Below are 12,903 nucleotides of genomic sequence, written 5' to 3'. Positions count from 1 at the left end.
AGGATGCGCGCGCGGGAATTGGCGCGCACCCTGGCCACCATTCGGCCTGATAACGTGTATTCCGCGAAACACACCGTGGAATAGCGCCCGGCATCCATGACACGTTTCGCCACACCGATTCGGTGCTTTCCACCGGACCATGAAGGGCGCATCAGACGTGGACAGCACTCATCCCCGAACGGTGTCGACGAGCACCTCGAGTCGGGCGCCCCGACAGGCACGTGCTGCAAGGCGGACCGGATGGCGACGCAGCTACGCCCGCCGGCTCGCCCTGAGCGATCTCCTGGTGCTCGCATGGGTCGTCTACGGCACTCAGATCCTGTGGTTCGGCTTCGCCCCGCGCGAGGTCGCCGGGTTGAACGACGTCACCTACTGGGCGTTCTCAGCGGTGCTCGTCGGAGCATGGATGCTGGCGCTCGCGCTCGCTGACACCCGCAGTCCACGAGTGATGGGCGTGGGAAGCACCGAGTACGTGCGCGTAGCCGACGCCAGCCTGCGGCTGTTCGGTCTCGTGGCGATCCTGGCCTTCCTGCTGCGGATCGACGTGGCCCGCGGCTTCCTGCTGATCAGCCTTCCCCTGGGTATCGTCGTGCTCACGCTCGAGCGCTGGCTGTGGCGCAAATGGCTCGTCGCCCATCGCGTGACGGGCCGATATTCGGCCCGCGTCGTGCTGGTCGGTTCCGAGGGGACCGTCGCGCAGGTCGGCCGGGAATTCGAGCGGTCGCCCGGCGCCGGTTATCGCGTGGTCGGCGCGTGCACCGCTTCCACACGACGAGGCGGCACCGTCGAAGGCACCTCGATCCCTCGGCTGGGCGACGTCGACGACCTCTTCGAGGTACTCACGAAGACCGGTGCCGACACGGTCGCGGTCACCAGCACCGACGATCTCCCCGCAGAGAAGGTCAAGCAGATCTCCTGGCGGTTGGAGAGCGGCCGGCAGCATCTGGTGCTGGCACCGAACATCCTCGACATCGCCGGTCCCCGCATCCACACCCGTCCCGTCGCGGGGCTGCCGCTCATCCACGTGGAGACACCGCGCTTCACTCGGGGACAGCGGGTGACGAAGCGCACGTTCGACGTCTGCGCGAGCCTCGGTCTCATCGTCGTGCTGTCGCCCCTGCTCGTCGCCGTCGCCGTCGCCGTCGCGGCGACGAGCGCAGGCGGAGTGCTCTATCGCCACCGCCGTGTCGGGATGCAGGGCCAGTCCTTCGACATGCTGAAGTTCCGGTCGATGCGAAAGGACGCCGACCGCGAGCTCGCACGCCTGCTCGCTCGTCAGGGCACGAGCGACCGGCCGCTCTTCAAAGTCACCGACGACCCCCGCATCACCGCGGTGGGCAGGTTCATCCGCAAGCACTCCCTCGACGAGCTCCCTCAGCTCTTCAACGTCCTCGGCGGGTCGATGAGCATCGTCGGCCCCCGACCGCAGATCGCGGCCGAGGTCGCCCTCTACAGCCCCAGTGCGCGTCGGCGACTGCTCGCACGGCCCGGGATGACGGGACTGTGGCAGGTCAACGGCCGCTCCGCGCTCTCTTGGGAGGAAGCCGTCCGCCTCGACCTGTACTACGTCGAGAACTGGTCGTTCCTGGGCGACCTCGCCATCCTCCTGCGGACGGTCAAAGAGGTGATCGCGCCCGGCGACAGGGCCCACTGAGTCACCCTGCCCTTCCCCATCCCCACTCGGAGAGCAATGTTGGACATCCTGACCATCGATCGATTCACCCTCCTCCCCCAGGTGACGGCGATCGCAGAGACGACCCGGCGGCACGGGCTCTCGAACGTCTTCAACGCCAGCACGGCGCAGCATGGCGGGTCGACCTATGTCGCCTTCCGCGCCGAAGCGACCCCGGGTGAGCGCCCATTCCGCGCCTATGTCGCCGAGTACGGGGACGACGGCGAGCGAGCGCTGATCGACCTCACCGATCTCGCCGCGGAGCACGGGATCGCGAAGACCGCCGACCCGAAGCTCGTCATCCTCTTCGGAGAGCTGTACGCGACCTACAACACCGGCAACGTGCACTCCGGGACGAACGACATCTTGCTGCAGAGACTGACCCCGCACGTCGGCCCACCGCAGCGCTGCCTGTATGCCGACCGCCGGATGGTGGAGAAGAACTGGGGCTTCGTCGAGCTCCCCGACGGATCGCTCGGCGCCCTGTACTCTCTCGCGCCGACGATCATCCTCCGCCACGTGGCGGGCGAACCGGGGTCATCGGGACCGTTGACCTTCGCCGCGGGCTCGAGACAAGCCCCCGCGGGACGGTTCCCCCGTCTGCACATCGGCTCACAGCCGTTCGCACGCTCCGCGACGACGGTCCTCGTCGCCGCCAACCAGCAGCGGCCGCTGCCGGGACTGCCGCGGAAGATCTACTTCGGTCGACTCGCCGAAGTGGATGTCGTCTCGGGTCGTCTGGCGCGACTCAGCCGGCGCGGCCTCATCCATTCGTGGCGTGCGATGCTGCCGCAGCGCACACGGCACAACCCCGGCCTGTTCTCGGCCACCTACTTCTCGGGACTCGGCATCGAGGGGGACCAGCTCACGTTGGCCTACGGGATCAACGACCTTTCGGTGGGAGTGGCACGCATGCCCGAGGATCTCGCGTGGAAGTAGTCAGGGAGTGAGCGCGGACAGTCTGGGGAGGCGCTTCGCCGGATCCGCTGGCTGGGTGCTCATCGAGCAGTGGTCGACCAAGGGGCTGTCGCTCCTGCTCTTCGCGATCCTCGCGCGGCTGCTGACTCCCGCCGACTTCGGTCTCGTCGCGCTCGCCACGGCGATCCTCGCGATCCTTCAGGTGCTCGTCAACTCGGGTTTCTCCAAGGCCCTCATTCAGAAGCGCGCTCTCGATCCCGAGGACGCATCGACAGCCTTCTGGACCTCTGCCCTCCTCGCCGTCGCGATGTACGGGCTCCTCGTGCTCATCGCCCCCCTCCTCGCCCGCGCGTTCGATCAACCCGACCTGCATGCCGTGCTCATCGTGCTCGGCGCGATCCTTCCGTTGTCGGCTCTGTCCCGGGTGCCGGCGGCTCTGCTGTCCCGCGAGTTCGCGTTCAAGACGCTGTCGCTGCGCACGATGATCGCAACCCTCGGCGGGGCGGTGATCGCGCTTCCGCTGGCGATCTGCGGCTTCGGCGTCTGGGCCCTGGTCGCGCAAGCGGTCGCCGAGGCGGCGATCGCGGTCGTCGTCCTGTGGACCTCGACGACGTGGCGCCCGCGCTGGGAGTTCTCGGTCCGGTCCCTGCGATCCCTGTGGCGCACAGGGATCAGCCTGCTCGGCATCGAGTTCCTCGATGTGATGCAGTCCCAGGTCGACAAGCTCGTCGTGGGTGCCCTCTTCTCCACCACCGAGCTCGGCATCTACTCGCTCGCGCAGCGCCTCGGCGTCATGATCCAGGAGCTCGTGAGCTCCGTCATCACACGAGTGTCACTGACCACCTTCTCGCGCACCCAGGACGACCTCGGCCGGGTGAACCGCATCTTCCGGCAGCTCACCTTCGCGACGGCGACCGTGAGCTTTCCCGTCTTCGCCATCGTCGCGGTCCTGGCGACGCAGATCGTGCCGTTCCTCTTCGGCAGCGGGTGGGATGCGGCGATCCCCCTGATCTGGATCATGGCGGGCGGGTGGGCCTTCGCCGCCGTCGCGATGTTCGACCGGTCCGCCTTGGTAGGGACCGGTCACGCCGACGCGGCCTTCTGGCTGGCGCTCGTGCAGAACGTCATCTCGATCGCACTCGTGTTCGCACTCGCCCCGTTCGGCGTTGTCGGGATCGCCTTCTCGCGCCTGGGTCGCATCCTCACCTGGCCGGTGCGACTGTGGACGCTGCGGCGACACATCGGCCTGGCGGTGTGGCGATATGTCGGGCAGGTATCGACGTCGGTCATCGCGGTCGCCCCCGCAGTCGCCGGCATCGGCGTCCTCCAGACGACCGCCTGGGCCGGCATGGACGGGTCCTTCTGGGTCTTCGCCCTACCCCTGGGCACCGTCGGATTCGCCGTGAGCATCGCCCTCGGCCTGATACTGGCCAGTCGCGAGAATCGGCGGGCCTTTCGCACTCAGATCACATCGATACGCAAAAGACGAGGAGACGCGCGTGCCTGACATCGTGCATTGGAACCCCCGGCGCTGGCGACGGCTCGGACGCGGCCCGGTCACCAGATGGATCCCCGCCCGACGTGGCTTCGGCAACTTCGGTGATCTGCTCGGGCCGTGGATCGTGCGGCGCATGGTCGGTCGGCTGGGTCTCGGACGTGCCCTGTCGCGCTCGCCGCGGCTCCTCGCGGTGGGCTCGATCATGCGGCTGGGCTTGGAAGGCGATGTCGTCTGGGGGGCGGGCATCAACGGCAAGACCGTTGACGGCGCCGTCTTCCCGCGCCTGGACGTCCGCGCCGTCCGCGGGCCGCTGACCGCCCGCGTGCTGCGGACGTTCGGCAACGACGTGCCCGAGGTCTTCGGCGACCCGGCACTGCTCATCCCCCATCTGTGGACCGACGACGAGCTCGGGATCCGGCGCCGGACGACCGGAGTCGTCCTGATGCCGAACTACAACGACATCCGGCATTGGCCTTCGCACGCGATCGATCCGCGCGGCGACGTTCTCGAGCGCGTCCGCCTGCTCGCCTCGGCCGAGCTCGTGGTCGCCAGCTCTCTGCATGCTGTCGTGATCGCTGAGGCGTATGGGGTGCCGGCTGTGCTCGTCACCTCCACGCGCGAGAAGCCCTTCAAATACGAGGACCATTACGAAGGGACGGGTCGACGCGCCCCTGCGCCGGCGCCGGACTGGGAGCAGGGGCTGCAGACCGCCCCCGCACCGCCGATCACCGGCTGGAGCCCCGCCCCGCTCATGGATGCCTTTCCGCGCGACCTCTGGCGGTCCAAGAGATGACCGATGCTGCGTCCCCCGCTCCCGCCGTCTTCGCCTGGATCACGGGCGAACGCACGAATCTCGGCGATTCGCTCCTGCGACGCCCGTACATCGCGGCCCTGCGTCGCATCGGTCCGACCCGCCTGTGGGTGAACCGCAGCGAACGCGACTTCCTGTCCGGCCTGGGCCTCGACGGCTCCGAAGTCTGTTTCGCCAGCTTCCCGCGCTGGTATGGCGGTCTCCTCGCCTCCGCGCTGCGTCGACGGACGATCCTGGTGCTGAACGCCGGGGAGTTCCGCGTCCACGCCAGTCGCGTCGCCCTGCTCATCGTGCTGCTCCTCGCCTCGGTGCTCGTGCGCATCCGTGGCGGCTCGACCGTCTGGATCGGTGTCTCGGTGCCGCCGACTCCTCATCGGATCCTGGGTGCGCCGGTTCGGTGGGCGGCGCGCTATCTGGACTATCTTCAGTGGCGCGACGACGTCTCGCGGTCGACGGGCGGGCCGCGGCAGGTCGGCCCCGACTGGGCGTTCGCCACGGGGACCCCGACTCCGCACTGGCCGAGCACCGACCGAACCCGCTGCGCTTTCGTCCTGCGCGGAGACCGAGCGGAGCCGTCCGCCGCCTGGATCACGTGGGCGAAGGGCTTCTGCGGAGACCATGGGCTCCAGCCGATCGCCGTGGTCCAGGTGCGACAGGACGAACTCCACGCCCGCCGGCTGGCGGCGGCACTCGGGGGCGAGGTCTTCGCGTGGCCACCTGAGTCGTCGCACGCGCAGCACGAGGACCAGCTGCGTGCTCTCTACCGCACCTGCCGCGTAGTCATCGGCGATCGTCTGCACGGCGTCGTCGTGGGTGCGACCGAGGGCGCTGTGCCGCTCGGGTGGGTCGAATCCTCTTCGGGGAAGATCGGCCGTCACCTCGGCGTGGTCGGGATCGACTATGCGGGCGAGCATGAAGGCCGCGGGGGCGTCGACCTGCCCCGGGTCCCCGTGGAGCTCACCGACCGACGAGCCTCCGGCCTCGCCGAGGCGATCGGCGGTGCCCGCATGCAACTGGCCGGTCTCACCGAGAGGCTCGGGTCGCTGCGAAGCGAGCAGCATCCCGCGTCGCTCACGGACCTGGGTGCTCCTCAGCGCTCCCGCGCACGGCGCCGGGCGGCACGGAACGCCTCGGAGTAGAGCCGCCCCACGTTCTCCCAGTCGCGGTCCTGCATGTGCGGGCGCTCCGCGCGCTCCGCGGCCCGCGCTCCGACCAGCGCCCGCCTGATCGCCGCGCCGTCGAGCTCGCCCTCGAAAGTCATCACCCACCCCGGCCCGACTTCGTCGGCGAGGGCGCGCGTCGACGGCGTGGCCGGCACGAGCACGGGTCGATCCAGCGACAGCGCAACGAGCAGGATGCCGGAATTGTGGAGGTCCCGATACGGGAGGCAGACGAGCTCGGCTGCGCTGACCTCCGCCACGAAGTCCTCGTCCGGCACGAACTCCAGTCGCGCGGAGATCCGTCCCCGCGAGGATGCCTCAGCTGTCTCGACGACGTCCCGCAGTGCCGCCGTCGGCTTCCCGACGACCCGGAGGTGGAGGTCATCCCCCGGGCATTCGGCGAAAGCGCGCAGGAGCACGTCCACCCCCTTGTACGGGCGGATGAGCCCGGCATAGATCAGCCGGCCGGGCACGACGTTCTGACGACGGTGGGGGGCGAACCGGTCCCGATAGTGACCGTGCGGGATGTAGTGGGCGCCGGCCGGCCTGCTCCCGGTCGTGTTGATCACGACGTAGAGGTCGGTCGCGGCGTCGAGACGGTGCAGCGAGCGCATGACGGCTGCGCTCTCGTCCTCATGCGGACGCTCGTTGTGCATCGTCCGGACGATCGCGGTCCCCCGGCGTCCGAGCACCCTCACCCAGGTGTCGAAGGCGAAGCACTTGAGCCTCTCGACGATGGTCCGTCTGCTGCGTACGACCATCTCCGGCCAGTGGAAGTGGGCGACGTCGTACCGACCGAACAGCATGTTCCGCAGCGAGATGAAGGAGAACTCCACGGTGGGGTCTGCGAAGGTCACGACCTGATCTATGTAGCGAGTGGAGCCGTCGGGTGCCTTCACGACCTCGAGCACCCGGAGCGTGCGATCACGAGTACTGGACGACATTGTTCTCCTGTCTACTCGTGCGAGGCTCCTGCGCTGGCGGGACGACCGCCCGCTGCGCGCCGATCAGATAGCCGACCGCGAAGAAGAGCAGTATCAGGTACTGCTCACGCAGCATCCCCCAGCCTGTTCCGGCGATCACGACGATCCCGGGGATCGCCCCGATCAGGACCACGCCGTACCCGCGCACCGCCGGCGCGCCCACAGCCGCGGACCTCGCCGAGACGGCGATCGCCCCGATGATCGGGATCAGCAGGAGAACGATGCACAGCAGACCAAGCTCCGCGAGTGCGAGGAGGAACGCGGAGTGCACGGGCAGCCCCCCCGCGGCGAGCGGGTCGTACCTGCCCACCACTTCGAGATAGCTGTTGGGCCCGACGCCGAACCACAGCGTCTCGCCGATCTGTCGCAGCGCAGTGGCCAGCAGCTGGGGCCTGGATCCGCCGTCAGGGTCGTACTCGTTGCGCAGAACGAGCAGATCGATGATCGGGAACGCGACGAGAAGCGCCACGGCGGGAATGAGCAGGCGCTTGGCCAATCCGATCCCCGGCCCCAGGATCAGCCACAGTCCGATCAGGATGGCGACGGCGACGGTGTTCGCACGACTGAAGCTGAGCCCGGTGAGCAGCGCCCCGGCGGCGATCGCCGCGAAGGCCCACCGGCGGGCGACACGGTCGGCGGAGCGGGTGACCGGAAGCAGCAGCATGATCACGACGAACATGATCTTGCCGAGATTCCCCGAGTGCCCGGCGACCCCGCTGGCACGCGTCACCTCGAGCGCACCGACCTCGATGGCGCTGACCGAGCGCAGACCGGCGAGCTGCAGCAGGACGGCAGCACCGTGCCAGCCGACGATGATCGCTCCTCCGAGGGCTATGACGCGCTCCGTCGGCTTGCCCTCCCCGCGTGCCGAGAGGGCGACCGCACCGCCGACACCCCATGCCAGGACGCTGCTCCACCACTGCAGCACACCGCTGGCCACGTGAGACGACCACAGGTCGCGCACCGAGACCAGCACGATGAGGGTGATGATGAAAAGCACGAACCACGGGGGCGTGCTGCGGATCGTCTGGAGCGGCAGCGCGAGCAGACCGGCCACAAGGGCCAGGTGGAAGGTCGCGACCGAGACGACAGCGGGCGCCGTCGCCGTCGGGACCAGGGACTGGCCGAACGTGAGCAGATCGATCGTCGGTGACGCGCACGCGAAGAGGACAGCGAGGAAGGCGGCTGTCCCGGCTCCCTTCCGCTGCCAGATGATGAAGAACGCGAGAACCGCGGCCCCGGTGAGGGCCAGTCCGGTCACGAGGCGGCCTTCGCGCCCGACCCGTCGTCGGCCCGGTCCATCGGGCCCGCACCCGCCGTCCGACGGGTCATGAGTCGCTCGAGGCGGTGACGCGGCATGAACCCGGCGAGCCCGAGCACGACGGGCCCCCAGGCGGGGAGCCGCCGGCGATCGAGAATGCTCCGAAGGATGCGGCGCACACCGACGGAGGATCGCGCGTTCAGCGCGTACCGCAGCGTCTGTCCGCTGACGAAGTCGACGAAGACGGCGTCGTCATCGAGGGCCTGCTCCGCCCAGGCGAGCGAGGTCTCCCAGTCCGCGCTGGCCGAGATCGAGCTACTGGATCCGGTCTGGATGCGCGTGACGACCGTCGGCGCTTGCACGAAGCAGATGCCGTCGACATCACCGAGCCGCACGAGCCAATCCCAGTCCTGGTGCCGGCGGAGGTCCTCCCGCCAGGGCACCTGCTCGGCGAGCGCACGATGGCACAGCAGCGTCGAAGTGTACATCGACGCTCGACCGATCGAGGGCCTGCGGCGTCGGAACAGGTACTCGGCGACGCCCTGCTGCGCGGCGATGAGTTCGACGGGACCGGGTGCGGAGGTCGTCGATGCATCCGGAGCCACGTGGACGTGCCTACCACCCACGACGACCCGTCGGTCGTCGGGTGCCTTCCGGGCGAGAGCGAGCTGGTCGTCCAGCTTGTTCGGCGTCCACTCATCATCGTCGTCCAGGAACGCCACGAAGCGTCCTGACGCCGACTGCACTCCGCGATTACGGGCATGACCGCCGCCGCGCCGTCCGCCCGTCCAGACGATGATGTCGGCGTCCACTCCGTCGGTGTCGTCCACGTCCGGACTGTCGTTGACGACGACGATCTCGACGGCATGATCGCCGTCCTGTCGACGTGCGCTCTGAACGGCTCGCGCGAGTTCGCGGCGACCGGTCGTCGGAATGACGACCGACACGGAGGGCAGGGAAGTCACCGCTCACCTTTCCATGACTGCATCCCTTGTGTCCGGTCGCATGATCTGGCGTACATACCGATCACGCGACCCCAGCCGGTCACGAGCGAAGTGGCTTCCGGACGACTCTACCGGAGGCGTCGGCCGCCGACGACGGCAAGCCGTGTCGGCCGCCCTGCGCATAGGCTGTGCGGGTGAGCGACTCCGCGACGACCCCACTCATGCGCAAAGTCGGGATCATCTTCGCTGTCACGCTCGGCGCGATCCTTGTCCTCGCACTACTCGCCGCCGCGTGGGTGGCCGTTCGAGGAGCGACCGCGTACGCGCACCTGCGCACGGCGCAGGACATCGCGCAGCACGCACGGGCAGACCTCGCCGATCCCGACGCCGCCGCCTCGCTCATCGCCGACCTGTCGAACCAGACGCGACAGGCCCGTTCACTCACGAGCGACCCGGTCTGGACCCTCGCGGAAGGTCTCCCCTGGGTGGGCCCGCAGTTGACCGCCGTGTCGGCTGTATCGCGCGCCGTCGACGAGACGGCCTCCACCGCACTCGCGCCACTCGTCGATGTCGCCGCCGCGTTCTCGCTCGACACGATCCGTCCCGTGGAGGGCCGGATAGACATCGAGGGATTCGTCCAGGTGCAGCGCGCATCGACGGCGGCGTCGGAGAGGATGACGCGCGCCGCGGCCTCGGTCCGGGAGCTCGACCGAACCGGTCTCCTGGCCCCGCTCCGCGAGGCCATCGATGACGTCGGCGGCCTTCTCGACGAAGCATCCGCCCTGGCCGGCGCGATCTCGCGCACCACGACGCTGTTGCCCGCGATGCTCGGAGCCGACGGACCCCGCGACTATCTCGTGCTGTTCCAGAACAATGCCGAATGGCGCTCGCTTGGCGGGATCCCCGGCGCGATGGCCCTCGTGCACACGCAGGACGGCGCTCTCGAACTCTCCGCTCAGGACTCCGCAGGCAGCTTCCCCCGGTACGACGAGCCCGTCCTCCCGCTCGACGCCGAGGTCGCCGCGCTCTTCGGCGACCGACCAGGGCGGTGGATGCAGAACGTCACCCAGGTGCCCGATTTCGGGGTATCCGCCGCGCTCGCTCGGGAGATGTGGCAGCGGCAGCACGGGCACGCCGTCGACGGAGTCGTGTCTGTCGATCCGGTCGCCCTGTCCTACCTCCTTGAGGCGACGGGACCGGTCGTGCTGGCCTCCGGCGACATCCTCGATGCCGAAAACGCCGTGAGCTTCCTGCTCAACGACGTCTATCTGCGCTTCCCGTCGCCCTCCGCTCAAGACGAGTACTTCGCGGATGCCGCGGCGGCCGTCTTCGCCGCCGTCGCGGGGGGCGCCGCCGAACCGCGCGCCCTCGTGGAGGCGCTCGCCCGTGGTGCAGCCGAGCGGCGGATCCTACTGTGGAGCGCGCACGAAGCCGAGCAGGCGCTCATCGCCGAGACCACACTCGCGGGCGGTCTTCCACCGACCGCCCGCGATGCAGCGCGCTTCGGCGTCTACCTCAACGATGCGACCGCGTCCAAGATGGACTACTACCTCGTGGCCGATACGAGTGTCGAGTGGGCTTCGTGCGCCTCAGGGCCGGCCGGCTATTCCGGCGATGCGCGGTTGACCGTGATGCTGACGAACACGGCACCAGCCGATGCCGGATCGCTTCCGATCTACATCACCGGTGGCGCGGGGCTCGACCTCGCTCCCGGCACGGCTCGCACGCTCGTATACGCGTACCTGCCACGCGGCTTCGAGCTCGTCGGCGCGAAACTGTCTGCGGGTGGCGGCTTCGGGGGTGGGATGCACGATGGTCGACGCGTCGTGAGCTTCACGGTCGACCTCGCTCCCGGCGAGTCGACGACCGCCACGGTAACCGCCCGGTCCGACGGCCGCTCCTCGGACACACTCGCCGTCCAGTCCACTCCGACGCTCCACGTCTCCGACGCGGTCGACGCCGTCTGCGGAACTTCGACGTCGCGCGGTTAGGATCGCTGGGTCACGCGACGTCGACGCGGCGCTGCTGCTCGGCGACCCGCGCCGTCACGAGGATGGGCAGATGGTCGCTGAGACCCTGCGGCAGTGTGCGCACGTGCTCGATCTCGAATCCGATCGACGTCGCGAAATCGTAGTGGCCGCGGAAGAAGCGATAGCGCGTGTAGGTGCGTGAGTCGCTCAGGCTCAGTTCGTACCCCTGCTCGCGCACCTGCTGGCCGAGGTTCTCCTTGAACACCGGGTAGTTGTAGTCGCCCACCATGAGTGCGGGAAGTCCCGCACCCAACTGCCCCAGCTCGGTCAGGGCTGTGCGGATCTGATGCCGGCGCAACGAGTTGAGCGCCGTGAGCGGTGCCGCGTGGAACGAGGCCACGATGATCTCGCGGCCGTCGTCGATGTCATGCAGCCTGACCCCCAGCATCCGCTCTTCGGCGGGCTTGAGCACGCGGTCGTGCAGCGACTTCTTCAGCGCCAGCGAGCGCACCTCGATCGCGCGATAGGTGTTCTCGCGGTAGTAGACGGCGAGCCCCAGGCGGTTGCGCGACGTCGCGTCGGCCAGACGCAGGCCGCCGATCGCGTCGGGGATGTCGGTCGTGTCGGCTTCCTGCAGGCAGAGGACGTCGGCGCCGTGGTGCTCGACGAGCTGCACGAGCTCACTCGCGGCGCGATGCTTGCGCAGGTTGTACGAGATCACCTTCATGACTGCTCCACCCTAGGCCCGGCACCTGAACAGCACGTGAGCGACGAGGACTTCCGCGTCATTCGCGGTCACGGCGGGCCCGGGTCTGCTCGGCACGCGTCGCAAGCAGGTCATCGGCGGGGTATCCGACCTCGGTCAGGGTCAGCCCGCGCGCGGCGAGCACCTTCACCTCGGGCACGCGCTCTCGGGCGTCGCGGATGTCCGCCACGTCCTCGACATCGAGCCTGCCCTCGCCGACCGCGACGCACGCCCCCACGAGGGCGCGCACCATGCTGTGGCAGAAGGCGTCCGCGCGAACGTGCGCGATGAGCACGCCGCGGTCATCTCGATGCCATCCGAACTCGAGCAGCGTGCGGATCGTGGTGGCCTCGTCACGGGGCTTGCAGTAGGCGGCGAAGTCGTGCAGCCCCAGGAGAGACCGGGCCGCGGCATCCATCTGCTGCTCGTCGAGCGCGGACCGCACGGTCGTCGTGCGCAATCGGTCGAGGGGGTCGTAGCCGGCCGTCCGATCGGCGATGCGGTACTCGTAGCGGCGCCACACGGCCGAGAACCGGGCGTCGAAGCCCACGGGAGCGAGCGTCGAGCGGTGCACGGCGACGTCGGAGTAGGCCCCCGTGACACCGGTGATCCTCGCCGCGAGGGCGTCGACGGGCGTCGTCGACGCGCGTCTCGCCTCGAGTCGCGCGCGCTGTGCGTCGTCGAGGTCGAGGTGCGCGACCTGGCCCGCGGCGTGGACGCCGGCGTCGGTGCGACCGGCGACCACGAGCCGCGGCTCGCCACCCAGGATGCGGGCGAGGGCGTCTTCGAGCGTGCCCTGAACGGTACGCAGACCCGGCTGCCGCGCCCACCCGCGGAAGTGGGTGCCGTCGTAGGCGATGTCGAGACGTATCCGCACGGGAATCAGCCTACTGACGCCCGGCGTTCTCCCGGCCTGCTGTCGGAGGCCGGACGTAGACTGT

The 12,903-nt window shown here is 69.1% G+C and carries 11 protein-coding genes; 6 read left to right on the top strand and 5 right to left on the bottom strand.

The features are described 5' to 3' along the window. The first annotated feature begins 139 nt into the window (after positions 1–139). The 5 genes from ACWICD_RS00795 to ACWICD_RS00775 are packed head-to-tail and all read left to right on the top strand — an operon-like array spanning position 140 to position 6,038. Complete coding sequence (locus ACWICD_RS00795) at positions 140–1,654, top strand: sugar transferase (RefSeq protein WP_454139003.1); 1,515 nt, start codon at positions 140–142, stop codon at positions 1,652–1,654. 36 nt (positions 1,655–1,690) lie between these two features. Then, positions 1,691–2,611, top strand: coding sequence for a hypothetical protein (locus ACWICD_RS00790; RefSeq protein WP_454139002.1), 921 nt, complete (start codon positions 1,691–1,693; stop codon positions 2,609–2,611). A gap of 7 nt (positions 2,612–2,618) precedes the next feature. Then, complete coding sequence (locus ACWICD_RS00785; RefSeq protein ID WP_454139001.1) at positions 2,619–4,097, top strand: lipopolysaccharide biosynthesis protein; 1,479 nt, start codon at positions 2,619–2,621, stop codon at positions 4,095–4,097. After that, positions 4,090–4,881 (top strand): polysaccharide pyruvyl transferase family protein, encoded by a 792-nt coding sequence (locus ACWICD_RS00780; RefSeq protein ID WP_454139000.1) that lies wholly within the window; start codon positions 4,090–4,092, stop codon positions 4,879–4,881. The genes ACWICD_RS00785 and ACWICD_RS00780 overlap by 8 nt, the downstream gene beginning before the upstream one ends. Further along, positions 4,878–6,038, top strand: a complete 1,161-nt coding sequence (locus ACWICD_RS00775) for a polysaccharide pyruvyl transferase family protein (RefSeq protein ID WP_454138999.1) — start codon at positions 4,878–4,880, stop codon at positions 6,036–6,038. Before ACWICD_RS00780 ends, ACWICD_RS00775 begins: the two co-directional genes overlap by 4 nt. Here ACWICD_RS00775 and ACWICD_RS00770 read toward each other — a convergent pair. Genes ACWICD_RS00770 through ACWICD_RS00760 form a run of 3 tightly spaced genes read right to left on the bottom strand, consistent with a single transcriptional unit; the run spans position 5,990 to position 9,268 of the window. Further along, positions 5,990–7,003 (bottom strand): glycosyltransferase, encoded by a 1,014-nt coding sequence (locus ACWICD_RS00770; RefSeq protein WP_454138998.1) that lies wholly within the window; start codon positions 7,001–7,003, stop codon positions 5,990–5,992. The two genes, ACWICD_RS00775 and ACWICD_RS00770, sit on opposite strands and share 49 nt — an antisense overlap. Then, positions 6,984–8,303, bottom strand: coding sequence for an O-antigen ligase family protein (locus tag ACWICD_RS00765; protein WP_454138997.1), 1,320 nt, complete (start codon positions 8,301–8,303; stop codon positions 6,984–6,986). Before ACWICD_RS00765 ends, ACWICD_RS00770 begins: the two co-directional genes overlap by 20 nt. Continuing rightward, positions 8,300–9,268, bottom strand: coding sequence for a glycosyltransferase family 2 protein (locus tag ACWICD_RS00760; protein ID WP_454138996.1), 969 nt, complete (start codon positions 9,266–9,268; stop codon positions 8,300–8,302). Before ACWICD_RS00760 ends, ACWICD_RS00765 begins: the two co-directional genes overlap by 4 nt. Positions 9,269–9,441: 173 nt before the next feature. On the opposite strand from ACWICD_RS00760, the gene ACWICD_RS00755 reads away from it, so the two are divergent. Next, positions 9,442–11,238: a DUF4012 domain-containing protein gene (locus ACWICD_RS00755; RefSeq protein ID WP_454138995.1), complete on the top strand. Its 1,797-nt coding sequence runs from the start codon at positions 9,442–9,444 to the stop codon at positions 11,236–11,238. A gap of 10 nt (positions 11,239–11,248) precedes the next feature. Here the strand turns inward: ACWICD_RS00755 and ACWICD_RS00750 are convergent, their stop codons facing one another. Both ACWICD_RS00750 and truA read right to left on the bottom strand, forming a co-directional pair. Continuing rightward, positions 11,249–11,944: an endonuclease/exonuclease/phosphatase family protein gene (locus ACWICD_RS00750; RefSeq protein WP_454138994.1), complete on the bottom strand. Its 696-nt coding sequence runs from the start codon at positions 11,942–11,944 to the stop codon at positions 11,249–11,251. Between the two features lie 58 nt (positions 11,945–12,002). Next, complete coding sequence (gene truA / locus ACWICD_RS00745) at positions 12,003–12,839, bottom strand: tRNA pseudouridine(38-40) synthase TruA (protein WP_454138993.1); 837 nt, start codon at positions 12,837–12,839, stop codon at positions 12,003–12,005. Between the last annotated feature and the right edge of the window lie 64 nt (positions 12,840–12,903).

The organism is Microbacterium sp. NPDC055357 (assembly GCF_053644835.1).
Note: the sequence above shows the minus strand (reverse complement) of the source record. Positions and strands in the feature narration are given on the sequence as shown.